This is a genomic window from Methylophilus sp. (genome assembly GCF_052173275.1).
Lineage (GTDB): Bacteria > Pseudomonadota > Gammaproteobacteria > Burkholderiales > Methylophilaceae > Methylophilus.
Genome location: NZ_JBQMUL010000001.1, coordinates 68,971 through 95,381, shown reverse-complemented (window position 1 = coordinate 95,381; position 26,411 = coordinate 68,971). Strand labels below are relative to the sequence as shown.

At 42.7% G+C, this 26,411-nt stretch carries 46 protein-coding genes; 2 read left to right on the top strand and 44 right to left on the bottom strand.

Annotated elements, in window-relative coordinates; genetic code table 11:
• Positions 1 to 192 precede the first annotated feature (192 nt).
• A complete protein-coding gene (locus ACTS9Y_RS00705; RefSeq protein ID WP_442584103.1) occupies positions 193 to 1,635 on the bottom strand; it encodes a hypothetical protein in 1,443 nt (480 codons plus the stop codon).
• Between the two features lie 216 nt (positions 1,636 to 1,851).
• Entirely contained in the window at positions 1,852 to 2,097 is a 246-nt protein-coding gene (locus ACTS9Y_RS00700) for a hypothetical protein (protein WP_442584102.1), read from the bottom strand.
• Positions 2,098 to 2,349: 252 nt separating this feature from the next.
• Between ACTS9Y_RS00700 and ACTS9Y_RS00695 the strand changes: the two genes are divergently transcribed.
• Positions 2,350 to 2,637: a toxin-antitoxin system TumE family protein gene (locus ACTS9Y_RS00695; protein ID WP_442584101.1), complete on the top strand. Its 288-nt coding sequence runs from the start codon at positions 2,350 to 2,352 to the stop codon at positions 2,635 to 2,637.
• A complete protein-coding gene (locus ACTS9Y_RS00690) occupies positions 2,634 to 2,975 on the top strand; it encodes an HVO_A0114 family putative DNA-binding protein (RefSeq protein ID WP_442584100.1) in 342 nt (113 codons plus the stop codon). The genes ACTS9Y_RS00695 and ACTS9Y_RS00690 overlap by 4 nt, the downstream gene beginning before the upstream one ends.
• Before the next feature lie 382 nt (positions 2,976 to 3,357).
• Here ACTS9Y_RS00690 and ACTS9Y_RS00685 read toward each other — a convergent pair whose 3' ends face one another.
• From ACTS9Y_RS00685 to ACTS9Y_RS00480, 42 genes are all read right to left on the bottom strand, one after another.
• The gene (locus ACTS9Y_RS00685; RefSeq protein ID WP_442584099.1) at positions 3,358 to 4,047 is read right to left on the bottom strand and encodes a hypothetical protein; all 690 of its coding nucleotides are present in this window, start codon (positions 4,045 to 4,047) and stop codon (positions 3,358 to 3,360) included.
• A gap of 47 nt (positions 4,048 to 4,094) precedes the next feature.
• On the bottom strand, positions 4,095 to 4,613 hold the full coding sequence (locus ACTS9Y_RS00680) for a hypothetical protein (protein WP_442584098.1): 519 nt from the start codon (positions 4,611 to 4,613) through the stop codon (positions 4,095 to 4,097).
• A 151-nt stretch (positions 4,614 to 4,764) separates the two neighbouring features.
• The gene (locus ACTS9Y_RS00675; RefSeq protein ID WP_442584097.1) at positions 4,765 to 5,001 is read right to left on the bottom strand and encodes a hypothetical protein; all 237 of its coding nucleotides are present in this window, start codon (positions 4,999 to 5,001) and stop codon (positions 4,765 to 4,767) included.
• A gap of 4 nt (positions 5,002 to 5,005) precedes the next feature.
• Entirely contained in the window at positions 5,006 to 5,428 is a 423-nt protein-coding gene (locus tag ACTS9Y_RS00670; protein WP_442584096.1) for a hypothetical protein, read from the bottom strand.
• Between the two features lie 44 nt (positions 5,429 to 5,472).
• On the bottom strand, positions 5,473 to 5,727 hold the full coding sequence (locus tag ACTS9Y_RS00665) for a hypothetical protein (protein WP_442584095.1): 255 nt from the start codon (positions 5,725 to 5,727) through the stop codon (positions 5,473 to 5,475).
• A gap of 51 nt (positions 5,728 to 5,778) precedes the next feature.
• A complete protein-coding gene (locus tag ACTS9Y_RS00660) occupies positions 5,779 to 6,141 on the bottom strand; it encodes a hypothetical protein (protein ID WP_442584094.1) in 363 nt (120 codons plus the stop codon).
• 47 nt (positions 6,142 to 6,188) lie between these two features.
• A complete protein-coding gene (locus ACTS9Y_RS00655; protein ID WP_442584093.1) occupies positions 6,189 to 6,569 on the bottom strand; it encodes a hypothetical protein in 381 nt (126 codons plus the stop codon).
• Positions 6,556 to 6,960, bottom strand: coding sequence for a hypothetical protein (locus tag ACTS9Y_RS00650; protein ID WP_442584092.1), 405 nt, complete (start codon positions 6,958 to 6,960; stop codon positions 6,556 to 6,558). Before ACTS9Y_RS00650 ends, ACTS9Y_RS00655 begins: the two co-directional genes overlap by 14 nt.
• Before the next feature lie 2 nt (positions 6,961 to 6,962).
• Positions 6,963 to 7,361, bottom strand: coding sequence for a hypothetical protein (locus ACTS9Y_RS00645; RefSeq protein ID WP_442584091.1), 399 nt, complete (start codon positions 7,359 to 7,361; stop codon positions 6,963 to 6,965).
• Between the two features lie 19 nt (positions 7,362 to 7,380).
• The gene (locus ACTS9Y_RS00640) at positions 7,381 to 7,839 is read right to left on the bottom strand and encodes a hypothetical protein (RefSeq protein ID WP_442584090.1); all 459 of its coding nucleotides are present in this window, start codon (positions 7,837 to 7,839) and stop codon (positions 7,381 to 7,383) included.
• Between the two features lie 173 nt (positions 7,840 to 8,012).
• On the bottom strand, positions 8,013 to 8,528 hold the full coding sequence (locus ACTS9Y_RS00635; protein WP_442584089.1) for a hypothetical protein: 516 nt from the start codon (positions 8,526 to 8,528) through the stop codon (positions 8,013 to 8,015).
• A 59-nt stretch (positions 8,529 to 8,587) separates the two neighbouring features.
• Positions 8,588 to 8,893, bottom strand: coding sequence for a hypothetical protein (locus ACTS9Y_RS00630; protein WP_442584088.1), 306 nt, complete (start codon positions 8,891 to 8,893; stop codon positions 8,588 to 8,590).
• 257 nt (positions 8,894 to 9,150) lie between these two features.
• Positions 9,151 to 9,324, bottom strand: coding sequence for a hypothetical protein (locus tag ACTS9Y_RS00625; protein WP_442584087.1), 174 nt, complete (start codon positions 9,322 to 9,324; stop codon positions 9,151 to 9,153).
• Positions 9,321 to 9,605, bottom strand: a complete 285-nt coding sequence (locus ACTS9Y_RS00620; RefSeq protein WP_442584086.1) for a hypothetical protein — start codon at positions 9,603 to 9,605, stop codon at positions 9,321 to 9,323. The genes ACTS9Y_RS00625 and ACTS9Y_RS00620 overlap by 4 nt, the downstream gene beginning before the upstream one ends.
• Before the next feature lie 28 nt (positions 9,606 to 9,633).
• On the bottom strand, positions 9,634 to 9,765 hold the full coding sequence (locus tag ACTS9Y_RS00615) for a hypothetical protein (protein ID WP_442584085.1): 132 nt from the start codon (positions 9,763 to 9,765) through the stop codon (positions 9,634 to 9,636).
• Positions 9,766 to 9,925: 160 nt separating this feature from the next.
• The gene (locus ACTS9Y_RS00610; RefSeq protein ID WP_442584084.1) at positions 9,926 to 10,330 is read right to left on the bottom strand and encodes a hypothetical protein; all 405 of its coding nucleotides are present in this window, start codon (positions 10,328 to 10,330) and stop codon (positions 9,926 to 9,928) included.
• Between the two features lie 87 nt (positions 10,331 to 10,417).
• Positions 10,418 to 10,867 (bottom strand): hypothetical protein, encoded by a 450-nt coding sequence (locus ACTS9Y_RS00605; RefSeq protein WP_442584083.1) that lies wholly within the window; start codon positions 10,865 to 10,867, stop codon positions 10,418 to 10,420.
• Entirely contained in the window at positions 10,864 to 11,157 is a 294-nt protein-coding gene (locus tag ACTS9Y_RS00600) for a hypothetical protein (protein WP_442584082.1), read from the bottom strand. The genes ACTS9Y_RS00605 and ACTS9Y_RS00600 overlap by 4 nt, the downstream gene beginning before the upstream one ends.
• 22 nt (positions 11,158 to 11,179) lie before the next feature.
• On the bottom strand, positions 11,180 to 11,410 hold the full coding sequence (locus ACTS9Y_RS00595) for a hypothetical protein (RefSeq protein WP_442584081.1): 231 nt from the start codon (positions 11,408 to 11,410) through the stop codon (positions 11,180 to 11,182).
• Positions 11,411 to 11,762: 352 nt separating this feature from the next.
• On the bottom strand, positions 11,763 to 12,542 hold the full coding sequence (locus ACTS9Y_RS00590; protein WP_442584080.1) for a hypothetical protein: 780 nt from the start codon (positions 12,540 to 12,542) through the stop codon (positions 11,763 to 11,765).
• 12 nt (positions 12,543 to 12,554) lie between these two features.
• Positions 12,555 to 13,337 (bottom strand): hypothetical protein, encoded by a 783-nt coding sequence (locus ACTS9Y_RS00585; RefSeq protein ID WP_442584079.1) that lies wholly within the window; start codon positions 13,335 to 13,337, stop codon positions 12,555 to 12,557.
• Positions 13,338 to 13,631: 294 nt separating this feature from the next.
• On the bottom strand, positions 13,632 to 15,077 hold the full coding sequence (locus tag ACTS9Y_RS00580; protein ID WP_442584078.1) for a DNA cytosine methyltransferase: 1,446 nt from the start codon (positions 15,075 to 15,077) through the stop codon (positions 13,632 to 13,634).
• 66 nt (positions 15,078 to 15,143) lie between these two features.
• On the bottom strand, positions 15,144 to 15,545 hold the full coding sequence (locus tag ACTS9Y_RS00575; protein ID WP_442584077.1) for a hypothetical protein: 402 nt from the start codon (positions 15,543 to 15,545) through the stop codon (positions 15,144 to 15,146).
• A gap of 11 nt (positions 15,546 to 15,556) precedes the next feature.
• Positions 15,557 to 15,880: a hypothetical protein gene (locus ACTS9Y_RS00570; protein ID WP_442584076.1), complete on the bottom strand. Its 324-nt coding sequence runs from the start codon at positions 15,878 to 15,880 to the stop codon at positions 15,557 to 15,559.
• 59 nt (positions 15,881 to 15,939) lie between these two features.
• Positions 15,940 to 16,404 carry a hypothetical protein gene (locus ACTS9Y_RS00565; RefSeq protein WP_442584075.1) on the bottom strand — a complete coding sequence of 155 codons (465 nt, stop codon included), beginning with the start codon at positions 16,402 to 16,404 and terminating at the stop codon, positions 15,940 to 15,942.
• Between the two features lie 12 nt (positions 16,405 to 16,416).
• Positions 16,417 to 16,848 (bottom strand): type II toxin-antitoxin system PemK/MazF family toxin, encoded by a 432-nt coding sequence (locus ACTS9Y_RS00560; RefSeq protein WP_442584074.1) that lies wholly within the window; start codon positions 16,846 to 16,848, stop codon positions 16,417 to 16,419.
• 1 nt (position 16,849) lies between these two features.
• Entirely contained in the window at positions 16,850 to 17,110 is a 261-nt protein-coding gene (locus ACTS9Y_RS00555; protein ID WP_442584073.1) for a hypothetical protein, read from the bottom strand.
• Between the two features lie 259 nt (positions 17,111 to 17,369).
• Positions 17,370 to 17,972, bottom strand: a complete 603-nt coding sequence (locus ACTS9Y_RS00550) for a hypothetical protein (protein WP_442584072.1) — start codon at positions 17,970 to 17,972, stop codon at positions 17,370 to 17,372.
• A gap of 109 nt (positions 17,973 to 18,081) precedes the next feature.
• Positions 18,082 to 18,669 carry a hypothetical protein gene (locus tag ACTS9Y_RS00545; protein ID WP_442584071.1) on the bottom strand — a complete coding sequence of 196 codons (588 nt, stop codon included), beginning with the start codon at positions 18,667 to 18,669 and terminating at the stop codon, positions 18,082 to 18,084.
• The gene (locus ACTS9Y_RS00540; RefSeq protein WP_442584070.1) at positions 18,662 to 18,928 is read right to left on the bottom strand and encodes a hypothetical protein; all 267 of its coding nucleotides are present in this window, start codon (positions 18,926 to 18,928) and stop codon (positions 18,662 to 18,664) included. Before ACTS9Y_RS00540 ends, ACTS9Y_RS00545 begins: the two co-directional genes overlap by 8 nt.
• Before the next feature lie 48 nt (positions 18,929 to 18,976).
• Positions 18,977 to 19,225, bottom strand: coding sequence for a hypothetical protein (locus ACTS9Y_RS00535; RefSeq protein ID WP_442584069.1), 249 nt, complete (start codon positions 19,223 to 19,225; stop codon positions 18,977 to 18,979).
• Positions 19,226 to 19,243: 18 nt separating this feature from the next.
• A complete protein-coding gene (locus ACTS9Y_RS00530; protein ID WP_442584068.1) occupies positions 19,244 to 19,516 on the bottom strand; it encodes a hypothetical protein in 273 nt (90 codons plus the stop codon).
• A complete protein-coding gene (locus tag ACTS9Y_RS00525; protein ID WP_442584067.1) occupies positions 19,517 to 20,068 on the bottom strand; it encodes a DUF262 domain-containing protein in 552 nt (183 codons plus the stop codon).
• Between the two features lie 78 nt (positions 20,069 to 20,146).
• A complete protein-coding gene (locus ACTS9Y_RS00520; protein ID WP_442584066.1) occupies positions 20,147 to 20,455 on the bottom strand; it encodes a hypothetical protein in 309 nt (102 codons plus the stop codon).
• A 264-nt stretch (positions 20,456 to 20,719) separates the two neighbouring features.
• Positions 20,720 to 21,121 (bottom strand): hypothetical protein, encoded by a 402-nt coding sequence (locus tag ACTS9Y_RS00515; protein WP_442584065.1) that lies wholly within the window; start codon positions 21,119 to 21,121, stop codon positions 20,720 to 20,722.
• 333 nt (positions 21,122 to 21,454) lie between these two features.
• Positions 21,455 to 21,943 carry an Aca2/YdiL-like domain-containing protein gene (locus ACTS9Y_RS00510; RefSeq protein WP_442584064.1) on the bottom strand — a complete coding sequence of 163 codons (489 nt, stop codon included), beginning with the start codon at positions 21,941 to 21,943 and terminating at the stop codon, positions 21,455 to 21,457.
• Positions 21,940 to 23,067 (bottom strand): hypothetical protein, encoded by a 1,128-nt coding sequence (locus ACTS9Y_RS00505; protein WP_442584063.1) that lies wholly within the window; start codon positions 23,065 to 23,067, stop codon positions 21,940 to 21,942. Before ACTS9Y_RS00505 ends, ACTS9Y_RS00510 begins: the two co-directional genes overlap by 4 nt.
• Before the next feature lie 92 nt (positions 23,068 to 23,159).
• Positions 23,160 to 23,723, bottom strand: a complete 564-nt coding sequence (locus ACTS9Y_RS00500) for a hypothetical protein (protein WP_442584062.1) — start codon at positions 23,721 to 23,723, stop codon at positions 23,160 to 23,162.
• A 104-nt stretch (positions 23,724 to 23,827) separates the two neighbouring features.
• Positions 23,828 to 24,025 (bottom strand): hypothetical protein, encoded by a 198-nt coding sequence (locus ACTS9Y_RS00495; protein WP_442584061.1) that lies wholly within the window; start codon positions 24,023 to 24,025, stop codon positions 23,828 to 23,830.
• Between the two features lie 36 nt (positions 24,026 to 24,061).
• A complete protein-coding gene (locus ACTS9Y_RS00490) occupies positions 24,062 to 25,345 on the bottom strand; it encodes a hypothetical protein (RefSeq protein ID WP_442584060.1) in 1,284 nt (427 codons plus the stop codon).
• Positions 25,346 to 25,374: 29 nt separating this feature from the next.
• Positions 25,375 to 25,809, bottom strand: coding sequence for a hypothetical protein (locus ACTS9Y_RS00485; protein WP_442584059.1), 435 nt, complete (start codon positions 25,807 to 25,809; stop codon positions 25,375 to 25,377).
• Positions 25,810 to 25,871: 62 nt separating this feature from the next.
• Complete coding sequence (locus ACTS9Y_RS00480; RefSeq protein WP_442584058.1) at positions 25,872 to 26,342, bottom strand: hypothetical protein; 471 nt, start codon at positions 26,340 to 26,342, stop codon at positions 25,872 to 25,874.
• Positions 26,343 to 26,411: the final 69 nt, after the last annotated feature.

The following is a 26,411-nucleotide window of genomic DNA, read 5'->3' as shown; positions in this document are numbered from 1 at the left end:
ATAGGTTTTTTAGTTTGAAACTCCCTGGTTCGCCATAGTCATTAATTGACTTGCGCACGGCTGGTTTGGGTACCGTGTCTATAACAGCAATTTGAATGCCAATTTATTCCAACATTGATTAATTCGTATCCGGGATTGAATACAAAAAAGCCCGGTCAGTTTTACCTGCCAGGCTTATATTGATACTGAAATTTAAGCGATTTTAAGTTTGCACAATTCCGCAAGTCGTTTAATGCTACGTCCGCTTATATTTTTAAATTGCCATTTAATTATTTCGTTGTCTGTTTTGGCAACAATCGAAGCATTTTTACCATGTATTTTCAGTTCTGTATCTTCAGAATTGAAATGAACGCCTGGAGAGGGGTTTGCAAAGCTGTTATTAGAATTTAATCGACTACGATGACCGCCCCAAGCATTACTGATAAAAGGCTTTGTAACTTGCGTTCTGTATTTATTTAAATTTCTTATTTCAATATAGCCGTTATGTCTAATAGTCACTAGGTTGTTATTTAAAATGATTGAATTCTCATTCATCCTTAAATCAGTAGCTTTGATTTTCTCTTCAAGACAGCTTTCTAATCTAAGCTCCTGTTTAATTTTTGTTATTGCCTCACTTATGTTATCTAAACTCAAGCCTTTAAAATTAACGGTTTCCTCGTAACCACTTACATCCCTAATCCCATGAACAAAGTAAGCGCGTGGCTTCACAGTTTCATCTAAGTATCTGAGTCTCAAAAGCAACCCTTCCCCCTCTAAATCATCTGTTGATCCCAATTCCGCTCTACCAGCAATTAAATCGTCGTATTCATGCCTATAATTTATGAGAGCAGCAATTGCAGCACAATTGTCTTTGTAAAAAATGAATTCTTCCCACCCTCCAGGATGCGCATTAAACGTTATCATAAATGGGGTGTAGATCTTTGATTTGTACTTATCGTAAAGCCCTTTAAACACGTTCCAGTTGTCTGCGCCAAACATATTTGCAACAATTTCTAAAGACTGCGATTGTTTTAACTCAATATCAAAGTGACTTTTTAACATTTCCCTCAAATCGTGTGGAAACGTTTCTAACATAATGAAGAATCTATTGGTTTCACTAGCGCTCATCGGAAACTCAAGTTGTGGAATCGTTTCAAAACCATCAACCTTTTTTAATCTATCGTGTAAAATTTCAAACTCTTCAAATTTATTAATCCCCTTGAAAGCGTTAACTACACCCTCGTACCTGAGTTCGTCCACTTTTTCGAACTGAATACGACCGATTTCGAGAACAAACTTATTATCTAAGTAAAATCTAATCGTCCCCTTATGCTCAATTACTCTGGGATAAACATGCGCTCTATCAAATTCACCTATGACTGCTAAAATCGCTTCTGGAAAGCTATGTGCTACATTGATATAGCTTAAGTTTCCAAATCCAAAGCCCAATTCACCGATATTTCCAGTCTCAATGTAATGCCAATCGTAGTCGCCAGCCTCGCCACTTATTATTGCGTCAGCGAAAGCTATTTCTGGATAGTCGAAATAGTTGTGCATGACATCAATCAATTCGGCTACGAAAAGTGATTGGAAACCGTGTTTTTCAAGTGAAGTAGAAAGTCGAGCTGCTATTGGCTCAAGATAATCATGTGACATTGTTTATTCCGTTCATAAGTTAAGGCTATTTATTACGGTGTGCGCGTTGCCGACAAAAAGCCAAGTTATGATGAAATAACAATCATGCATTTACTATGGGATGTGTTTACTACGCCCGGTTCGCCATTAATCAATATTGATTTGCGCACGGCAGGTTGGGTACCTTTTGATAAATGATATCTAAAAGGGATTCAAAAATCCATCAGGTACGTTAATTTAATCCAGCCTGATCGTGCTGGCCTTCAGTGCCCCAGAACAAACCACCCCGGTAACATCTCTCCCGGTCGCTCCAGTCGCTGAGAATTTCATTCTGAAACTGTCTGAGTTATCGCAGCCGTAGACCGTGCTGCCCATCACTATGATGTTGCTGTATCCGGCATCCTCCAGCTGGCTGCGTGTGTCATCTTCCTTCTGCATGATACTTGCTCCAAAACCGACAGCCAGGATGCCTACAGCACACACGCACACTGACCATAAGAGAGCTTTTCGGATTTTGTTTAGCATTTGTGTTGCCCAATAAGTATTTGATAAGACTCATTGTAGATTTTTAGATAGACTTATTTGCCGATTGATAATGGTCGTATAAGCTCAGTATTTCCATTTAAATCTAACATAGATTTTAATAGCTAAATATTAGCTCGATGTAGTGTTTATATGCCTTGAATGCTGTTGTATTCATTGACAACAATGCTGCTTGTTGTTATCATTTACAACATGAAAGCAACCAAATTATTGGATCAAAGAATTGTTCTCAGCGAATCATCATTTGCTGAATTGGTTGTCCATCAAGTGCCTGCCCCAGTTAAAGGTTCTGACCACAGTTATAAATACCGCCTGGCTTATGTATTCAATGGCGTGTGTGTAATGCGATTAGATAACGAGTCCGGGAAGGGTAATCATATTCATATCAATAATGTTGAAATGCCTTATGATTTTGTTTCATACGATCAGTTAATTAGAGACTTTTTGAGTAAAGCAATGGAAATGGAGAAAGCACGATGAAAACAGTTACATTGTCCGTTCAAACAGTACAGAACGTTATTGATTCGACGTTAGATGCTTTTTCTGGGAAGCCTCAAGGTTCTCACATCACTTTTCTTTCCTTCGATTTACTCTGGAAAGTGTTAGCCCCCAATCGCATGCATATTGTCAAATGCTTAACTGGCAGTGAGCCGCTGGCATTGAGAGAGGTTGCGAGAAGAGTTGGCCGGGATGTTAAAGCCGTACATACTGATGTCCAGTTGCTTCTTGGCTCTGGCATATTGGAAAAGGATAAAGAGGGGAAAATCAGTTTTGGCTATGATGCCATACACGTTGACTTCATGTTGCAAGCTGCTTAAACGTACTCCCGTTCCCAATTGAATAAGCCCTCCAGTTGAGGGCTTTTATTTTGCTCATTACTTGTATGTAATTTAACTTGAGATTTTTGCAATCTAACTTAAGACCCTCATTCTAATAAAATCAGTCACTTAAAAGCTTTCAAATGATTTTTATATATAATCTATATTTTTTATGACACTTCTGGCCTGTCACAGCTGCACGATCTTGAGTTGAATTGCGAAAAACCTGCTGAATCTTGACTTGAGTTGCAAGCATCTTAACCAAATGAGTTGCCAGCTTGTTTTAGCTGTATATGTGAGATATCGAATGCAGATAAAAGAAAAGGACTCGATTTAATCAAGTCCTTATGTTGTGTGCTGCCAAGTAGGTATTGCTTAACGTTCAGTCCAAGAAAACAATAAGCTTCCGGCGTTGCATCATTGCCTGCTCAAAGCCAAATCTTTTCAGTATCGAGTAATCCTGAGTTGAAATGGCAAAGTGCTTATCGCTTACGGCCATGAATAGCTCATTTACTTGTTTAGCATCAAAGTGTGAAAGCTCTTCTATTGAAAAGTAGCTTTCCTGATTGATACTTGATTCTAAATCATCAGAGCTGGTGTCCTGTAGCTTCAGAACGGACAATGAAGCGCCTGGCGATGTCTTTTCAAGGATGAGACTCTTGTTGCCGTATACAAGGCCCGGCGTAACCTTTTCGAGAATCAGTGTTTTACCACTACACGGTTTACCTATCAGCACGGGCACAAAGCCAGCGCTCATTGATAAACGCAACCAGAATGCAATGAACTCAGCGTATCTGTGCATCCAGGCGCTACGTTTGAATCTCACCGGGCTTTTTAAGCGAATGCTGTAACTACCTTTTCCTTCGTTCAAGTGTCTCCATGTGCGATCACCATGCAGGCTCAGTCCAATAAAAAAAAGCACGAAACATAACGTAAATATCCCAAAAACTAATTGGTCTAATTCACCAAAAAAACGATAGGCTGCATACCCTGAGATGGCCGTTAATATGGCAAAAAATAAGCTGATGGAGTATCCAATTTTGACTCTTTTAGTTAATTTCTGAACGAACATTGAATAATCCTTATATCGTGATTCTGTTATCGCCAATTCAAGCTTTATTATAAATGGCTTTGACTGCCTGGCAATTCAGCTAATTTTTCTCGATGACGTGCTGAAGAGGCAACATGTTTAGATGCAATGTCCACAATGGCGTTATAGCTCATCGGTACATAGGATAGGTCAAGCCAGTATCCCTGTTGCTTAAGCTCGTAGATGCTGATGAAACTGCCGTTAAGGTTCTCAATGCCCACGTAATCGACATCAGCATAACCATACGCCTGATTTTGCTGGCAGCTCGTTGCTGTGCCCTTGTCTTTTTCTTGCACCCAGACAATAGAAATGCCATTTTGATATCGCAGCTGCATGACAGGATCTATAGTGCCCACGGTCAAATATAAGGAAGGCATTTCCTTGATGGTATCTACCACGGCCAATACCTTGGCAATATAGTGATTGTCATCGCTTTGATCAGCATGGATCATGTCCTGCACCTCGAAGCGCTGTTCTTTACTCATGAAGTCGAAGAGGGTGCCGTTAGAACTCAGCTCGTATAAGGCCTGTTGTCTGTTTTGATTCATATGCATTCCAGGTTACGTTTAGTTATTTGTAGTTTAGCGAATCACCCTGGTTAAAATGCCGATCCGATTTTGATAATATGAAAACGGGATTGCTGAATAAATCGAATGTAGAAAATAAAAAAGGAATTGTTCGATTCAAGTCCTTTTTGTACTAATTTAATGTTTCGTATACCGGCTCATCGACTTTGAAGTGATTGCCTTCAATCCACATCACCGCTCTGGCACTTGCTAGTTTGATTGCTTCCGTTCTGGTGTGGTATTTAGCCAGTACAATCCAACCTTGATCTGTATCAGCTTTAACAGTAAACGGTTTATGGTTTGTAAAATTGACTTCGATTTCGTAGACTCTTCCACAAGCATCAATCTTCGATTCAATATGGGTTTGCATATTCTTAACCACTCACACCATTTACCACAGTGCGCCCTAATGTTTTATATGGTGAGTTACCACTTGATAAATGGTCGATGTCATCTGGGTTAAGGGTCTGAGTAACAAGAATTTGAATCTCACCATAGAACCCACCTGACAAACTGCCACCTATCAACGCTACACTGTGCTTTTTACAAATTTGTTCCAGATCATGAATGACTGCATGCTCATTTACACTATCTGAGATAGTTAGGCCAACGGATTTATTAGTCGAGTCAGTGCTAATGATGTGTGCGATATCAGCATCCGTTAAATCATCATTACCGATTATCTGAATTTCTCCATAAACACCTTTGGCTTTGTTGCCGCCTACCAATGAAACCCCGTGTTTAATGCAAATGAGTTCTATATCCTCAATTACTTCCTGGGCTTTTTGAATATTCATCTTTTTTCCAGTCACTAAATTTATATGACAACCAATATCTGCAATTATTCAACCTTAGATAATTCTTTGTAACGTGCCCGGCCAAGCTCAGTTAACCTGTAATGGCCTTTATCGTTTCTGATCATATCCCCGGACTCAACCGCCTTCTTACAAATAGGGCTGCCATAGGCACTATGCTTCTCAGGGCCACCAACAATTTTCCCAATCTCAGTTGGTCCAAACCACTCTTGATTTTCTGTCGATAGTTTATTTCCCATATGAATAACAGCCTGGTCAATTTTTTCTGCCATTTTTACCATGTGTGTCCTTTTTTTTAATGTCAGTCAAGTCAGGTTTGCAACCAACGATTTCTATTGGTCGTAACGCATGTAAGTAATTTGCAGGTGACTAGTTTTTTTGGATGTTAACAGTTCTACAGTCTTTTTCTGCTCTCTTATTGTCGCCAGCGCTTTCGCAATCTTTGATTCGCTGTAGAAGGTTTTCTGAGCCACATACTCAAATGCCTCCCTAGCGCATCCGGTAAGCTCGCCCATGCACGATTTAAGCACGTAATCTGTATCATCTACCCATCCTGCAAAGTCTGGCCTGAATACCCCAAGTATGTTGCACTCTAGCAATATATCTTCGACCGTATAAGCTGATGCACCCATCAGGCAGTAAACATTCTGGGCAATGGAAAGTAAGTTTGGATCTCCGTTTAGCCTGGCGAGCATAAAATCGCCATGGCTTCCGTAATACCGATCTAAACTGACGTTGGATATTAACAAAATGCCCCTATGTCTTCAGGATACATTTCCTTAGAATCGAACATTGATTCCAGTGAGAAAATTAGCCCAGTATTTTTAGCGAAGTGGTGATTAATCACGTATCTGAGTGCGTCATGCGGTACACCTGTCATTTTCTCAAGCTGACGCAGCACCCTATATTCACTTTCGACAAGCCACGCTGTATACACAAACACGTCTTTTTTGTGATTACAGCCCTCTGTGATGATGTCAGCCACCGTCACAACTTTGTTATTAATCAGGCATTGAACTTTGTTTGCAGTTTCATAGGCTGTCTTGCAGTCCGTGAACTCAGCGAGAACGAAGTCAGCCTGTGACTTGTAGTATTGTTTCCAATCGATGTTAGAGGATTGCATGCTCACGTTCTCTAATAGGGTGCCCATTTACCTTAAACTCCGCTACTAACAGGTCCAAATCTGCCTTGGCCTGCGCGTAGGTAAGTTCCATGTTGTAATTGTTTTTCGCAACCAGCATTATCGCTTCCCTTGCTACGCCAGTTAATTCATTGGCGGCTCGTCTTAGCTTGTCTACTGCCTCATACTCCCAGGCAAGTGGTGCATTACCAAATTTTTCATGGCAAGTGCAACGCATGTGAACCTCTTTAATTGTCACCAGCTCGCCAAACATAAAGCCTTGGACTTTCATCGCAACCAAATAAGATCGCTCCGGTGTGATCATCTGTGATATTTCAAAATCACCGTGGGACTTGAAATAGGCCGCCCAATCGATATCGGTATTGTTTTCCATGACTATTCTTCCATACCTGCGTAAACGCGGTGTTTGATTTCTTCAATAGCATTCAGGGCATTTTCGCGGGATTCCGCCTGTTCTTGCAGGCTTTCTTCGCTTTGCTCTTCATTGATCACAAAAATCAATGCTTCTCTTGCGATGCCGGTTAGTAGTTTGAGTTGGCCGTCCAGCCTGATACGGGTCACTTCCATCCATGCCTTGTATTCGGCTTGGCTGGTGTGGTGTTTGGCGCAAGACAGCATGATGCTATCGACCGTATAGGTCAGACCGCTAGGCAGCATGCATTGCACATCCAGCGCGGCCTGATATGCCGCATCCTTACCCTTTAGTTGGGCGAGGATGAAATCCCCATGCGATTTGAAATAAGCTTGCCAGTTGATATCGAAATCTAAATGCATTTGTGCGGCCTTTGCGTGATTAAGCGTTTTGCTCAATGAGTGTTTTATAAGTTGCTGGAACAAAATCAATATCAAGTTCCATGCCAGCTTGTAGGTATTCCTCAATGCACAAATAACCTAACTCCGTGCTTTTTAGCCCATGACCATATAGATCAACGTACCCAAATGCTTGCAGCTGCATGTTTTCAGTATTACTGCCAGAATCTTTTTCGATCACCCAAGCTGTAATTCCTTGCTTGAAGTATCGAAGCTGGATAACTTTGTCAGGATTGTCAATAAAGTTGGTGCCGTAAGAGCCTGGCATTGTTCTGATTGTCTGAGAGACCGCAAATAGCTTTTCAGCACACTCAGTTGATTCAGGAAGATCGCTGGTCAACTTTGCCTTTAGATGCCGGCGTTGTTCTCTACTCATGAAGCCAGAAAATACGCCTGAAGAGCTTAATTCGATTAATGCCAGTTGGATTTTGTTATTGCTCAATTTGTACCCCAAAAAACGTTATTCAATGAGGTAATTTTAAACAATCAGTTCGGTCTTTTAGCCGATTGGGAAGGGCGGCCACTTTTTACATATGGCCTATATTGGATCTGCTTTACAGAAAGTCTATCGAGTCAATCTACTGTTATATCCAATCAATAAATCGAACAAAGATATTAAAATGCACATGCCGGTTGACTCCAAATCACCATATTTGGATAGCTCCCAACTGAAGTCATACCTGAAGCGGCCAAACCGTGAATGCCAAAATACTTTCCACATTTCAACATCCACCGAATAGATTTTCCTTCGCCATCGTAATCTTCATCCCTGATAATTTGATCATCTGGAATGCCAAGATGCTGCCCGATAGCCCAAGCCCAGGCTGTTGCTTCAGGGTCTGAACATTGAATTAATACTTTCTGAATAGGGTGTTCAGGATCTAGGTGAGAGGTCATCTTAAATATACCATCGAAACTTTCATCCAGGTCTCCATTAGCCATGTGTCGTAGGTTTGCAGGAATAATTGCAAGATGGCCTGCTTCATGCAGTAGGTTTGAAACCTGTGTATTTGTTGTGATGTAAATGCTGCCATTCACAATCTCAATATCATCCATAAAGCCATTTTGTAAGCTCTCTACTTTGATGACTTTGATACCAATACTTTCTATGAAAGAATTTACTATATCCATGTTGTTTTACTAATAATAGTGATCGAGTTATATCTAATAAATTTGAAGGCGTAACTCAACTAATTTTCATCCTCAGTATGAGCTAAATAGACAAAAACTATTCCCCTGTAAATCCAATATGTAAAAGTGATTCCAAAGATAATCGAAAAATCGAGATTAGAAACCCAGAATGGTAATTTACTGACATCCATAACTCTGGAAGCCAGTAAATAGGCACCTTTAAATGCTACATATGTCATCGCTGAAAATATCATACTGACCAGCCAGCAGACAGCCACAATACAAAACCAGTATCCAAAAGACACTTGATCCATAGCCTTTATGAAGATGCGGTACTTGTTCATGATCGTTTTAAAATCAAACATGGAAATATATTATTCTTTATCTTTGATTGATAAGAAATTGCAGTGTGGGCACGGGATTCCACGCACGGCCTCTCGGTTTGTTAATCCTGGAAGCCACTCCGATTCCCGTTTGCATCTCCTGCATCGAAACATGAAAATAAGCCCATCTGAGCCTGATTCACCAGCATCACAGATGTGCATCAATTTTCTATGGTGGATTTTTCGAGGTTTTAAAGCCTCAAACATGTCGGCAGTGGTTGCACGCATTGTAAAACCGATTACCGATTGCCTTCAACCCATTCAGCTACTGCTCGTTCCATCATTATCTTCAACTGAAACGTGGTATCAATACCCAAATCCCCAGATTTCAATTCTGGAAAGTTTTTTGCTACCGTTGCCCAGAAGCTCATTGAAGCCTTTTCTACTACTTCCTCAATTTTATTTTCCATCATGGCACGTACACTTTCGCTTGCAGAATGACAAATGTGTTGCGAATGCCCTTAACCTGGCTGATGACTTTATTCATCCGGTGAATCGCGGTGCCCTCATCGGTGCAGTCAGCATCGGTCGAGCATTCATTTACCAGAAAGCGTAGCAGTGTGTCGCCGCAGTTATTCAGCTCTTTCACAGTTTTGATGTGGGCTAATTCCCCATTTTCATACGTGTCCAGTACCACGCGCTGAAGGCTGTTGAACTCATCGACTACAGGTTTTTGAGCAAGTGCTAATGACATATAAATTCCTTAATAAATCGAAAATGGATTAAATAACGTAACTGACCATTGCGGCGATCAGGCCAGCAAAGATGCCTACAGCAACCTTGTCAATAAAGCCCATTGGTGCCGCCACAAAGTCAGATTCCTTCAGGCACACATAACGAGGGTCTAGCCACATATTTCACTCCAGCAAGTTAGTTGTTTCAGTGATTCAATTTTACCGTTTCAGGGTCGGTGTTTTGCCGATTGGTAGCGATGTGATAGCAACATTCAGGCCTGTTAACTATCTATGCTGGTGAAATAAAAAAACCCTCAAAATCGAGGGCTTTTTGTTTTGGTTACTCTAAATACAGGTCTGGGTAATCAATGTCAGCCAGCAAGATTTTCATTTCTTCAATCACCGCCTGGACTTCTGGTGACTTGCTGCGCTCATGGTATATGCGCAGGAACTCACTGCGGCAGCGTTGTGCCATTCTCAGCGCTTCTTTAGGCACGCCTTCTTGCATGTCGATATGACTTTGTATCAACTGTTCGGTTTTACAGCTCCAGTCCTCGTAATTGATCTCCTGTGAGCGGTCTGTATGGTCACAACAACGGTTAATGATTGCCTTAACGGTCAATACTTCCCCATTGTTCAAAATGCAAAGCACTTCTTGCGCTGCTTCTACTGCCGCTTTAGGCGTAGTAAATGCAGCTGCAACAAACACACTTTGCGAATTGAATACTTCTGTCCAGTCAGTCATTGATTGCCCATACACTTTGATTTACTTAACGCCAGTGTATAGGTTTTGAGTGGCTAATTAGCCGATTGAACTAGGCTGTAATTGAATCTATCTTGGATATATCTCGACGAATGGTAGGTTGCGAACCGCGTTGGAATCCATCATGATTATTCTTGCCATGATTTGCCCGGATTGTCTGCCACGTCCACGGTAAATGCGCTCAATTGTTCCGTCTTTTCCCCGTGGCGAGCCTACACTGCATAAACAATCTTCAAACTTGGATAATTCTATAACTTCGTGATCAATTTCTTTTGATTTTGCGAGTTCTTTTTGCTTGTGCCTGGCCGCCATTCTAAGCCCGGTATTCCAGTCTTTGTAACGCTCTAGGTTTTCTGGCAATAAGTATTCTTCAGGCGCGCCTTTAGTCACCAGCATGCCCTTGTAACGCACGCGAAGGCCTTTCATGCCCTCAAGCCAGCCAGCTTCTACATCTGCGTTATGCTTGCCGACCACACTAATGATGGTTTCTTTCAATAATTCTGACTTTGATTTTTTCATGGTGACGGTATTAAATCCGGCTGCCCACCCGGATGAGGTTGTTTAAGGTTATCTATCCACGCTTCCATTACCCCGGAAGGTTTATACAGCACGCCTGCATAAGCATTAGGTGGTTCCGCGTCAGCTAAAATGCCTGCAATCCAGACTGCCCAGAATTTCTTTCCTGCCAGGTCAATGAATGAGTCCAGTTCAAGCCTGGTAGTTGCACTCACTTCCATTAAATCAAAATTAGGCCTATTACTGCCATCCCACGGGTGGCCTGCCAGCCTGGTTACAGAAAATTTGATCATATATTTCAGATATCGAAATCTATTACCAGTCACCGCCACCTGCATTAAGGTTAGCCGACACAATGATTGTTTCCTGATCGCCAACATCTCCTATGGATTTTGTGCCATCAAGCAGATGCAGGCTGTCATTACCATCAAGATATGCAAAACATCCCGGTTGCTCTTTTTTACAGGTAGAGATGACTTTATTCAGCGCTGTAACAGCCTTTTGGAAATCCTTAATGCTTTTATCACTGACTGGCATGGCTTGCATCCAACTTTGCTTGAGCCGCTTCAAGATTTAATACAATTGGAAGAGGGTCGAACAAAATGTCCTTGCATTCATCGCACCCAAAATGGCCTTGCCCATCCATGTGTCCAATAACCCATCCGGCTTTTGTCGCATCGATATCAGATTGTTCTGAGCTAGTCGCTTCAGGGCTGGTTTGCTCGCAGTTAAAGCATGTGTAAACCCATCCCATAGCTATCCCTCGTTTATTTGATTAATTGACTTCAAAGGCCCAACAGCTAAGCAATACATTTTGTAATCTCCATAAGGCTTAGACAGACTAACACATTGATTATGCCAAATTGGTGCTGGCGGCCTGCCGATTGAAATTCAAGCATTAGTTCCGCGTAATCGCCAATTCAAGCACTTTATATCCCATGTGATACAGTTTTCCTGCCTCATTTTCGCTCATTCCAGCGTCTAGGCCGCGTTGAAACAGTGGTCCTGAAGGCTGACTACTCACTTTGGGATATTCAAGCTTTACAAGAAGCCCCTGAAAATATAGCTCGCCTTTAACAACAAATAGTTGCGCTCTGGTTTTGTCAAATTGATACACCAACTCGGGATCAAGTATAGGCGCTTCTTTAACTGGGTCGCCTGCAATTTCAGCATCATGCTCTTTCAATGCTTCCTGGAGTTGAATTGTTTGTTCATAATTGGCTAGGTTGTGTTGAAGTTGAGCCTCTCCCAGTCTGTATTCCATGTGTCGTTCAACGTCATATCCAAATGCACCTGAATGGATAGTGAGCACTTTAGATTGCGTATGCTTGTCGAATTCAACAACTATGTAATCAACAAGCCTTTCAAGGTCCGTATAAAAAGTAGGGCGGTGGCCTGCAATGTATAGTTCGTCAATATCTTCTAAACGCGCATTGAATAATTTCTCTTGCGCCATTTCATATGTTGTCACTGCCTTAGACTGCATGACAACCTTGCCTGCCCCATTTCTGTGGGTTAAAAACCATTCCCCGTCATTTTCAATGATGGAGTGCCTGCATTGAAGTTGACCATTTACCAGCACTTTCACTTCATTGATATCCAGAAACATACCTACTTTCGTGCGGTAGATTCTGTGTTCATCATCAATGATGTATATAGATGTATTTTTATCTAGCATAGATTTTTCTTATTACGCTGATGTAGCGTGTTCCCCTCTCATGTGATCTAGTTCAAGCATCCGATATCCGATGTTGTAAATGTCTTCTGCTGATTGTGGTGCCAATCCTGCATTCAATGCAGCTTCATAAAGTGGCCCTGAAGCCTTCATGTTTGGTTTGGGGTATACAATGTCGATCACCTTGCCGTCGAAAAGAATTTGATTATCGGAAACGGCCAAACGCTTCCGCAAATGACTGAAAAAGATTCTCTGTACCCGAAGATGCGCTAGGGTGGCGGCATTATTTTCCGCTACGTTCATGGCATCGACCAGCATTTGACGCTGTTTGTGCGCTTGCAGTGCAAGTTTAAGGGTGTCCACTGGCATAAACTTGCAATAAGCATTTATGAGAAGCCACTGCAATTCCTGATTCTGTATATTCTGTTCGATGATGTTAATGCGCTCGAACTCATCGAATGTAGAAAAAACGTAGCTCACCAAATCATCCACGTTCTCGTAGAAGTTGGGCGAATAGCCTTCGATGTACATTTCTTCCATGTCTGCCAGGCGCAGCGCGAAAAGATGTTCGATAACTTTGATGTGGTTTTTGAATGTCTTGGACTCTGATTCAGGCCTAGCCATGTAATCCAGCGTGACAACCTTCCAATTGCCATTGGTCTGAACAATGGAATGCCGGCAGTCATAGCCATTTTTGACGGGCACTTTTACCTCGTAGCGATCAAAGAAGTCGCCAATGCTTGTTTTAATGACTTTGCCATCCCGCTTTAGCTCGTATATTGGCGTTAATAAATTCATGATGTGCCCATCAACATTGATATCTTCATTATGCCAAAAGTAGGGTGCTGATTACCCGTTTATCGGTCTAACTCTCTATCTAATCTATATTTCCAACTTATAAATATCTCATTTAGCGACACCAGCACGGATGTTGACGCACAAATGGCGATCATGAAAAAAATCATACTGTTGCAGTAAACGTTCTTTGCAGCTGAAAGATGTGAAAAATGATGTGCTTCCAGCCCTACGGTCCCGGCCATATAAAAGCCAAAGCGATATGAGAAGAAAAGATAAACAAGAACAGCTAACATATTAAACATGTTCAGCCCCGCTACCAGTGTTAGTTTGTTTAATATTCACCATGGAAAATTTACCCACGTTGCTCAAGATATGGTCGCGCACCGCGCCGCAAATGGCTTCATGCATTGGCACCTCGATTGACTGACCTATCTGCTCAGATTGGATAGACCTTCCAACACTGTTGAAATCAAAGTCAGCCGGGATGCCATTCAAGGCTGCAAGCAATGGCAGCGATGGTAAATAAAATCTGTCATCGATATTAATATAAACCGAATCTTTAGCTTGCCTATCCTGCGACTTAAGAATAGTAGGGGCTAATTCGCTATCCTTCTTGATAAGCCTTATTCTGTTGGTTTTGATGCCTTCTTGTACTGAATTGGTATGCGTCACATCGCGGCAATCCTGCAAATGACGTGATACCACATTCCAAAGAGGTTCATTTTTGCCATGGCCGCTTTCCGGCATTATAAAGCCCGGCCATACCGAAGCCACAACGTAATAACGCTTGCGCTTGGTATAGCCGCCAAACTCCGGGGCGCTGCAAATTGATTCAGAAACGTGATAACCCCACTTACGCAATTTGGTAATGAATAAGCGACCTTCATTTGATGTAGAAAAGTTTGCAACTTGCTCCATGATGATAGTCGCCGGGCGCACCGTTTCTACCAGTCGTAATGCATCATAAACAAGGTCTGCGCTGGTGCTTAAATCTTCCAGTGCTAAAGCCTTCAGCGAGCTGGCCTTGCAGTTTGAGAAATCATCGCATTGCAGCGAGATATGCAGCGTGCTGATCACCGGCCCTTCATTTACCAGACGGTCTACCGTTGCCATTGAAATTTTGCTTATATCTTCGTTGTACAGCACGCGCGGCGCACTGTTTGCCAGCACATTCAATACACCTGTTTCAGACAGGTCCACAGTGTCACGCCCTTCAGGTGGGCGGTACTCAAGCACGCTATCAATGGTGAAACCGCAATCCATTAAGCATCGAACATCGATACCACCAGTCATCGCCACGAATGCGTTTAGCTGGTCTTTCGACTCGAATAGTTTCTTACGGATTGAAAATGTTTCGTTGCGTAATGGACGCACCAGAATACGGCCATGGCGAATTTCAAAATGCAGGCGCTCTGTGTAGCCCGGAATAGCCCGGTTAATGACTGATTGATCCTGAATGTGGATCTGGCTTTCAAAAGCGTTATTTCTGCGTGAGGTGTAGCTGCGCTCGTAAACCTTCTGTTTGCCAGTAGGCGTGCATTCCAGTGCCAAACCACTCATCACACCATCAAGAGGGGTAACGCTGTGCCTAACGCCCGGCTCAAAGCCATACATACGCAAAAAATTCGAGGATAGAACGATATTGCGACCGTTTGCTTTATGCGACATCGCCAATTCTTTCGTGGCGATATCTGGTACAAATGCTCTTGCTACTATCGGGCTGTGTGTCGCGGCGTTCATAAGATTTAGTCCAGTTAGGTAATGACTAAATTATGCCAAAATGGGTTAGGGAATTAGCCGATTGAACTAGGCTACAACCTTTGCGTGCGCCTCTTCATCTGCAACTTCAGCCAGAATTTCTTTAAGCATTTCACTGGCCGCCACTTCAGCCTGTGTCCTCTCTCCATAGTCATCGCATTCCCTGTCAAGTTTTCGATACTCTTCACGCTCCCAACCGCCTATCGTTGTAATGCGCGTGCTTGAGCCTGCCGGAATGAATTGAGGCGCATCCAGACAGCCTATAAAGCAATAATCCAGTGACAATCCGCATTGCTCCGGGTTTGCATATAACATGGCATCAAAATAGCCCCTGTCCATGTCGTTTGTATAGTCTCTACTTGCATACGGATTGAATTTATCAATCGTCATTGAGTGCTTGCCCTCATGGACTGCAAGCTCACCAAAAGGCTTCAATGCTGGATTTACCATCTCTACCCCGATTAAATTTCTAAGATAGCTGATTTTGTAACGGAAAATAACTCGCCGCTACTAAGCAAACGCCCCAAGGCTTCAGATTTACTATCTTTTCGAGCATTGATATTTCCGTACAAAACGCCCGTGTCCATTTCTTTCACTCTGGTGTTTATGGCCGGATATGACTCACCAGCGCTTGGACCATTCATCCAACGGTTATTGCTGTGGCAGTCCATGTTGCGGTCAAGCTTGTAGCCCAGTGCGTTTAGCTGCTGCTCCATGCTTTCAATAGTCACAGGGAAATGGCCTGCTTGCGCTCGCCGGGCTAATTCGTTTTGTAGTTGATTCATGAGTCATCACCTTTATGTAATGACCTCATTATGGCAAATAGGGGTAGCGGATTTGCCGATTAGGTAACGAATGTTCTTTTGTCTAGTGTTGGTAAAAGATTTAGAGCAACCAATACTTTGGAAAGTGAGTCCGGAATAACATTTAAAATCCATGGTGGATCATTTACGTTTCTGGTGAAATAAGTGCCATCAGCCGAAACAAAATATTTACTCAGTGTAGATTTGTAAATAAATGCGCTAATGTTACTTTGCGATTTTTTTGCTTGTTCAATACGATGATTTCCATCATGCACAATGTACAAATTAAATCCGCTTAAATCTACCTCGATTAAAGATACTGGCTTATCTGTATCAAGTTTACGATTCACTACGCGGTGCCCCGCATTGTATGCGATCAATCGAATATCTATAAATTGCATAACGGGGGTAGAATCAGAAATTTTAACAATCCGCATTAATGCATCCGTCAGCTGCTCTCTACCTTCGGCAGTATCTAAAAGACTACGGATATATTCATGCAACATAAGTGATTTTTATCACTTTGCAGGTGTGTTTACTGCGGCATGTGCAGCTGACATTCTTTTGTACAAAGATGAATGCACAGTTCCAAGCTTTGGATTATTACCAAACGGCATTCCTGGCGGTGGTTTAAAAAACAGGTCACTGAATGGCAGCTTTCTCATGTGACTAAAGCTAAATTTAGTGGGGTATGAAAGACCCGCAGTAGTGTATGAACCAATATCTGACTTCGTGATACTAAATTCACCTGATATTAAAGCATCTACTCTCTTGCTAGTGCCATAAGCAACGGTTACATAGATATTGCCATCATTATCTTTTGAAACTGTAACTACAATTACCGGGCGAGGTTTTGGGCCTGGCTCACTATCCATACCTTCAGGATAGTGACACCAGACAATATCTCCCGGTGCAGGCATTGACCACCAAATAGTTTGTCTTTCAACCATATTAGAATAAAGTTGCCAGAGTCGTTGTTTCGATGTCTTGTGGCGTAATTCTTCCAATAGCATCCATTTGCGCTTGCGTCGGCAAACCATCGTCTGCTGGATACGCAGGCAATACAAGAGCTGCATAAGCACGCAAAGCCATGTGGATTAACTGAGTTTCATTTCCGGCCCCAGTCAATTTGACCATTTTCTTTACTGTGCTTCTGCTAACAGTTGAAAGTGTATCTGCCTTAAAAGAAACTAATAATGCGTTTTTAGACATACCATTTACCTTTCATTGATATATATATTAATTATATATCATTGGTGGATTTTTAAACTAAAATGGTTCCCTCGGTGTTGTTACTGGTTGTAATTGAGGTTTTCGCACTCACCAGTTTCATTCTTGCAGTTTTCGCATGCTTTACAGTCAAAACACTCGGGGCATCCGCATTTACTGTCGCTTCCTGCGTCATCATTGCCACCGCAACGGCAACAGTTAAAGAAATAATGGCAGTCCCTTACTTTTTCCTGAAAAGTGATCATGCAGCCTTACTTAGTTCTTGCTCTTGGGCGTTTCCGCTCTCTAAAGCATCCAAAGCGTTTTCATAATTAATTCGAGCATTGATATAACCTACGAGGTGATGCATCGCTGAGCCTCGCTTGCTGAGATTAATCCCCATAGTGCCATTGGTTAACATCCGGTTGCCGGCGATAGATTTAATCTCTCGGAAGCCTTCTTTAATCTTGTCATCAAGCTCTTGATAGCTTGAATCACTTACCAAGACATCACGCTCTTTCAGAAAACGTTTTTCACGTTCAGCTTGGCCTGCTGTGCGATTTACTGCATCCTGAAGGGGGTTGATGCCTGCCCACATCATTAATGCGCTCCATGTGCCTTTCTGCGTGCGTGGCAACGCAATCCCCGTCACTTTTGAAAACACTTTTTTCCCAGTTTCGTTCAGTCCGTTTGCCAGGTGTTCCAGTGCGTATGCATTCTTTAATACTACAGCTTCCGCGAATCGGTAATGGTAATCAACTGGTTCTGGGCTTACACCCACGCGGCCTTTAGCCAGGTTTGCAGCATAGATTCTCGCCGTAGCTTCTAAAGTGATTGTAAGAGCTGCTTGATTTGCTTGTGACATGGTTTTCACCTTGATTAAGTATGTCACCATATTAGCAATTCACCTGTTAGATTTTGCCGAATGAAAAACCCCGGTCATTGCCGGGGTCTGGTGAATGTACGACTGCAAGTTAAGGCAGTAATTTAAATGCTTCATTAACTGCTAGTTTGGCCGTCCTGATATCTTTAAAGGCGATCACGGGACTTTCCTTGATGCCTAATTTGCCGTCTGGTGCATCATTGTTTGGAACCCACATCCATCCAGGAATGCTGACGATAAAATCTTTGCTTAACGTGTTGTGCTTGATTGAAACAACGTTTTTGCCTTCAATGAACCCAAAGTGGGTTTTAAGGCCGCCAGTGCTTAACGGGCTTTGCCACTTAATTTTTCCGCGCTTAATGCCCTCTGGTTCATTCCATCTGCCATTCGCAACAATTGGATCTGTCTTAGATTTTTTTGCTTTATCTATCAATGCTGCATCTTGCCCTGCACGCCAGTATGCATAGGCTAGGGTGGTCCTGCTCTCTTTGTCATGGTCAAAGCCAATGCCCAAACCAGGATGACCTTCGTAACCCTTCCAAAAGTAACTTGCAAACGTGCTGCTCGTCTTCTTGGCCGTGCCATCAGGCGCGAATAGGTTTGGATGTTTAGTATTGAACTGAAACATCGCCGCATCGTACTCATTTCTCAATGTACGGTCTCTGAATCGATTAGGCATGACTATTTAACAGCGCCTTTTCTTTCAATCGATCAGCATTACATTTCCAATCAGCCGGTAATTTAGTTTGACCGTCTTCCAAATTGTTATTGATCCAATCTCTTTTGCAAGGCACCTCATCTGCTGTGTGACATTCAGCGCAGTCCTGGCACACCGCAACGTCATTCTCAACAAACCAATATCTCGTTGGCTTCTTGCAAAATGCGCACGCTTCAGCTGGCATCCATTTTGGTTCCTGGTCGTGTACCACTGCGATCATGATATGTGATTCCTAAATTTCAATGTTGGATTAGTACCACTTAATACGTTATTGCGTACTTCCAGCACTGGGCGACTTTATTTTCCAGCCATCTTTGCTATTAAATTCCAGCTTTCCAGCTTTCCTCAATTTTTGAAGTTGACCATCAATAATTCTGAAAGCTTCACGCCCGGTCGAAGACATTAAGCGATCACACTCTACTCTAACCTCCTGTGCATTCAGGAAAATTAGTTTCATTGCACCATGTTCACTCAACCTGGCAATAATCAATTTATTCAAATTTTCGTATGTAGACATAATTTTCTATTATTGAAATTATTTCTTAATTTTGCTCGGATCAATCCAAGTCCATTGCACCGGGCCTCTTATTAATTCTTCGTAATGCCGTCTAAGCAAGCCACGTTGAGCCATTTTTCCAGCCATACCGCCAGCTACCACTGCACCACGGCGAGCGCCGTCATTTCGACACTTAAGTTTGAGCCAATCTGCATCCGGCCAGAAAATTTTAGCCATCCATTGCAAATTCATGGGGTTATTTTCTGGGTTTGCTGCTCTCAGCCTCTCTGCCAGCTCTTCAATGGTTGCCATTTATATAACTGCTCTATCTTCTTCAGTGTGCGGCACACCGCCAAAATTTAACGTGTTGTATATTTCGACCAATTCTTCTTTGCTAGTTGAATTGATGTGAACACTTGGAAAGCTTGTGTTTCTGAATCTGCGCTGACTTATTATTGGTAAGTTCTTCCAGAATACTTCTCGCCCCTTGATATCTTTGGTCGAAAACTCATTATTCATGTAACGCTCAATTGCGTATAGTCGCTGCTGTCCATCTATTAACCAGCCATCAAATGGATGGTTAGAGCGGTCGTCAACTACGTTTAGCATAAAAGAACCGATTGATGCTCTGCGCCATATATTGTCGATCAGTTTAACGCATTGTTCATCAGACCATTTTATCGGCCTCTGGAATGGTGGCAGGGGGTAGCCCATGATGTAGCGATCGGATTTTCCAGTGTACGGGCTATCACCTGATTTCCAGTTTCTCTGCTGTAGAACTATCTCGTCAATTACACCCAAAAACGTCCGTCCACGCACCAGTTCTTTAGGCATAATATCTATGTGATTGGCCTGATTTTCCATTATCATTTAAACCTTGCTGATTTTTTAATAAGCTGATTATCGCAAAAATCAACTAATAATTTGCCGATTTGACCAGACTCAAGGCAACCCAGAACACTCAAGCCATTCAAGTCTTTCTAACGCTGTAGGTTCCGCAGGCAAACCTTGTGAAATTCTAATTTCACGTATTTTCTTAACCTGACCAGGATACCAAGTCACATTCTCAATCGGAAACATGCCTAAATGTTTTGATATTTCCTTCTGGGATTCATGCAGTAATGTTATCGAACCAAATTTCTTCTCAAGCTTATCCTCATCGTTTGTTTGAAAAAGCCTCTCTAGGTCACGCGTAATTGCATCAAAGATTTTGGAGAGCTGAAGCAATGATAATTCTGTAGTTGTAGCCAAGTATTTTCCCTTACGATTCTGTTTGTGAGTGCCATATAGTGTAATGGCTAATACGCATTATTCGATTACGCGAAAATGCCGGGGTTGCGGAATAACATCGATTTATATCAAACATCGAATACTTGCGGATGATTGATAGGGCGGGGCGGTTATCTCGCTTTTACCTGGGCTTGGAATTTCATTTGGGGCTTGCATACGCAGTCAAAAATCATAAGTATGTGTGCCTTCTGTGATCAGGGTTAAGGTCGCTCTATATTTTGACATTTAATTAACCTCCGCTGGTGCTTCAGGTTCGAACACACAATCGTTGATGCCAGCACTTTCCATCAATGCCTTAAAGCTCACTGGAATCAGTTCACGATCTTCAGGTGGGTTATCATCATCGTATGTAACCACCTGTATGTGTTCGTCAGCATAGGTTTCAGCTGCCCCACGGTGTACATGTACAAGCACTTTTGCTTCGCGCGCTTTCTTGTAGCCTGGGTCATCTTCAGATACTGCAATGATTGGGAAAAAGTTAGCGTCCTGCGCTGCCTTCAGTGCAGCACCATAAATTTTTGTGCGCTGTGACTTATCTTCACCAACCTCAATCGAAACAAAGCGTACATCACGTTCCGTACCGCCTTGAACGATCCCAAATACCATGAATTTTTTAAGTGTAGACATTTTCTTAACCTTTATTGAATATGTCCAATCGTAGCAAAGCAAAGCACCCATTCTGCCGATACGTCCACCTGCAACTACGGTTGTGGCCAACAATCAAAAATCACCGTAAGTGAATGATAATTTGATTCAAATATTTCAAACCTCGATTAAATCAGATCTCATTTTCCTGAAATGAAAAAAACCCTTTAAAGGGTTTTTATTCATTCAGTTCTCAGATTGAAATAAACATCTTTCGCATCTACGAAATACCGCTATTTGGCTGCGGATCGCCCCAAGTGACCAGGTTGGCCTGTTAGCGGTTACCGCCGCTACCGGGATGCTGACCTCATTGTGCTAGCCAGCTTTTAAAGCTTTACTGACAATGCTTTGCTGCTCTTGTGCATATGCCATTTTTGCCCACTCCATGCGCTTATCCAGTGTATCTTCCGCGTTTTCCAGCCAGAACTTAAAATAATCGTTGTCAAAGCGTACTAACTCTATTTTATATTCAATTACCAGGGCTGCCATAGCGCTGCAATGCGCACGCCACTTGATAGGTACTGACATTGGTAGTTGAAACCAATCTTCTATGGTCGTGTACAGCGGGAAAACCTTCGGATCACCATCGGGCATAGCCTTAATCAAGTCAAGCGATTCTCGATATATCTGGTTCCGATAGTCAACCAAAGCATTGATCTTCGCTATAACGTCATCAGGCGCTTTATTTGGCAAACTTTCCCATGTTCTCCAGCTGCGCTCTGCTACCTCACCGACAAAGCGTGCAGCGTCCGTGATGCTCATACATAGGAAAAGGCGTACCGCCATCAGGTTAGGCCCGGTCATGCTGCTTTATCCTCTGTAGATGCGCCTACAAGCCATTTATGCATCAACGGGAATATCTCACGATCTGTCATCCCGTGATTTGAAAGCTCTGAAATGCCAACAAACGAATTGGTTGCCAGCTGTTTTTTGATGAATACGCCGTTGAACTCGAAATCTCCATCATCGAAAATTTCATGTTCATGGAATCCTAGTTTTTTACCCGCAGCCCAAGCCCACGCCATAGCACAGCATTGAATCATGTCCAACTCAAGTAACGTCGGCGCACGGCCTTTACTGATAATTGAAGCCTTTAATGTCCAGTTATCAAAATCTGAGCTTACCAGGTGCCTAAGTTCAGCTGGTGTAGTCGCAATTAGGCCAGCTGAATACAACACAGCCCCGAACTTTACTGATTTGCCTATTGTTAGGCCACCACCAGAGATATCGACACCCGATTCAGACTCAATCAAATCCTCTCGTTCTAGTTTATGGCTTACGATGCCCATGTTATTGAGGTGCTTTAATAACTGGCCCATGACGGCAGGGCGAACATCATCTTCAGAGTCAATAAACCCACCTTCGCACAATACTTTTATCAGCTTGTCATTCTGATTGCTATTATTTTCAATCCACCGGACCGCCTGAGATATATCTTCAAAAATCAAATGCGATTTACACATCGCGCGCACAACGTTGATAGCCCAAAACAACCCTGGCACATCGAATTCGTGCAAACGAAGTGTTTCACTTTCTTGCTGCTTTGTTTCACTTAACGCGTTTTCTGTCGCGTTTGTATCACTTTCTGTATCACTTTTCCAATAAATGAGGCGTTTTGTTTCACTTTCCGACACCCAAGCATTGTTAACCTTGTAGATAACCCCATCACGCTCAGCCAGTGCCATCAATTCAGCCGGCAGCTTCATTTCTCTTTCTAGGATTTCCTTCAGCGTAAACGCGTCAAAATTGTATTTACCAGGCTTAAGCGTGCGAGCGTAATTCACAAATGAGGCAATGTCCTTGAAATTGACTGCCCATGCTGGTAGTGATTCAGGGATTAAAAATAAAACGAATTGCTGCGCCGCGAATGGCTTCAGCACTTTAAAGCGAATGCCTTTGTAGTCGAAATGGCTAGGGAAGTCTGACATTGATCTCTCCAAGAGTTACATCGCGCTATTCGCAATGTTATTTATGTTAATTCTACACGCTGATGTTATGTTTTCAGCCGATTAATGCCGTGTTACTTTTCCACGAAAATGCTCGGTATTGAAACCTTCTCCCCATGGACTGAATGTGCATAACAGCGCATAGCAGACAATTTCAGATCGTCACTCATAAAGTGCTGCTCTTGCCATCCGAATGGCCCGTGGTCAACGGACAATCGTGCAAACCACTTATTGTCATACTTACCAGGTACATGAGGGCGCTTAACCATTTCGCGGTTGAATCCTTTCATGTATTCAACTGAATCGCCTTTGGTTGCATCAAAATGACGTTTTTCAATAATTGAATATGGCCGTTTCTTGTGCTGATGCACGTCAATGCCAACGCGGGAAATGATGTCCAGAGCTTGCTCGCCACACACCGATGGGTAATAGCATTTACGATGATCTTCATTGAATTCTACTGGCATCCAGAGATAGCAATGACCATCCACATGCTTCTCTACTTCTTCAATTTCAACGTTTTCAATTTGAGCAATAACCCATTCCAGTGCGCCTCCATCAAGCTCACGCGTATTTACTTCCACAAAGGCTGTGAAGGGCGGTTTGTGTTTTGTGTAAACTGGTCGTGTGTCTCGCATGGTCTGTACCTGGTGAATTTAATAACTTAATTCTATCCAAACAGGCCATAAAATCTGCCAAATGAAAAAGCCCGGATTTACCGGGCCTAGAGCGTGCATATAATCTACTTTGAATCTTCACCAAATAATCGACGTTCAATATTTTTAGTGTTCTCTTCAAATCCAACAACTAAAACCCGTGATTGATTCTCGGGATTGTTAAAGGCATCAGCGATTGTATTTAAACCGCACTGGCTGACTTCATTTAGTTGCGTAATTGCCATGCCAACATTACCAATATTATTCAAAATGTCATTTTCCATGACTGCTCCAATATTCATTAAGGCAATTTAAATATTCTAACGTCTATTTCTTGACTCTAGGTAGTCATCGACCGATTTTGACGACCAGCTTAGATATCCAATTGTGCCGCACTTAAGTATCTTGTTAAAAAGTAACGACGAAATGATTGTCGCTTGCTCACCATTTAAGCGCTCTACAGGTTCAATGGTCTCGCCACCGTTGTAACTGTCATCAACAGTGCTACGCAGTGTGTCTGCAATCAATTTAACTGTTTGATCAGCATCCATTGACCCTATCCCTTGCTTCGTTTGCACCTCGCGCATCACAAAGTAAAGCAGTTTTTTAACTTGCCCGATTGAGTAGAAGGATAGGGCATATATCAGCGTTGTAAATATCGTATCGCATTCCAATTCTTCTTCGTCCACATTCAAGCCAATGCTCTTCCGAATAAGGCAAGACAGTACCTCGCCTAATGCCGCATGCCCAAAAAGCTTTTTGACCGAAATTTGATCGTGTGTACATGCTCTCATGAACACGCCGTCCAGAATCGATAGCACATCTGTAATTTCACGGATATTAGGGTTTGTTGTCGCCAGCGACCACTGAAAATCATCAGCACCAACACTGTCTTTTATTCCAACATCGATAATTAAGTCTAAATCCACATTAGGTAGCATTGGGAAAATGATTCCCTTTTCCTGAAGGCCTTCAACGATGTCCCACATCGCGTCCGGGTATGGATGGACCAAATGCATGTTGTCCATTTTGATTTTAAATGTTTTACCCTTCCAGCTGGCCTTATTAGCCACCAGCAACCCATGCAGGTACATTGCATCAAAAGCATCGATACCCGGATAGTGATAATCGCGCGTAGTAAGGCTTGTGACTTTATTGCGGTCGTCAACAAATGCGTTTAGCGATTTGATCAGCGGATGTTTTTTAAGCTCTTTAGTTGTAGATTGCAAGTAAGCTTCAGGGTCATTATTCATGCATACTTGGCAGACGTGTATTCCAGTCTTTTCAAAGAATCGACGCACGTTCTGATAGTCTTCACGGGTCACAAGTGGCTCTGAAACCTCGCAATTGCTGCATAGTGTGTCATTCTCATTCAAGCATGCATGCACTAGCCCTGCTGCATGGCCGGGCACGTCCTGCGGCTCCAAACCAAGCCTTGCAGCCACTTCATTGACCGTAAACACCCATTTATCAGTATCGTCCTTGAGCCAGTACCGCTTTGCGGCCTCCACCTGGTCATAAATAGGGTTTCCGCTCTTATCTTCCACCTTGAATGAAAAGAATAGGTTTCCAGATGTCTCGGACAATGTTCTTTGTTCAGCCATAAATATATCTAATCTCGATTTAAAAAGCGTTATCTAATGAGGCCAGACATATGCGCAAGCACAGTCTTAGCAAATGCCGGTGCTGCATTCTTAGCTTCAGCCATCGATTTAAACCCGCATGTTTTAAAGCCCAGGTAGTGCAGGTCAAAATAAATCGAAGAGTCGCTGATCGCCCTCAGTTGTTGCCCCGCAAATACTGCGGTTTGCATCACCGAATCGCCAGTCCAGTTTTGCTGTGGCCCAGACATTGCTACTTTGCCACCTCCATCAAGAGTCACAATCATATTAGTTGCGCTCAATCTTCCACCAGCTACGGTACTCATTTTCGTGTTCATCTGAAGCGACCAGCTCACCCTCAATGTAATTCTGCATGAGAAGATCCTTAAAGTGTGCAAATCCATTGGCACCGGCGTGAGTGTGAATGACTTCTTTTTGCTTCTGTTGCTGATTACTAGCTGCGCCATACTGATGGCCTTTTGAATACAGGTGATCGATTAACTTGTATCCATTATGACCAATTGCACCTCTATTTTTGCCGATTCCTTCGGCTGCTCCCGATTAGGTACTGTTCTGCCAGCAATTCTGTGTAGTGCGTTTCATCGACAACTTCAATAGTGTTATCAGGGATTAAGTTTGCATAATCCCCAGTCATCAAAAGCTTCAGGTCGTAATTCTCTGACAGCAAACACCCCAAATAGCCCCTGGGCACTGCTTTGCCTCGCTCTGAGGCTTCATAACAAAGAACTGGAATCATGCCTCGCTGCTCGACCCGATAAAGGCAGAATTTGCCATGTAGCTCTTGATTAATCGTACATTCCATTTTCACCAAGTCACCGATTTTAATCGGCTGTGAGTTTGAATCGATAAGACCCGTTTCCATGCTTTCACACTTCTTTCGATCTTTGAATATTTTGACGTTCATTCTCTCGGTGCTGTAGCTCCCGCTGAATGTCGTTGTGAACGTGGCTTTGTTTTTGATCAGGGTGCTTTGCTTCAAAGTCGCGCGTATCCTTCGCAATCACGGCCAGCTGCTGCTGTGATAGCTTACGCGTCCATTCGCTCCGGC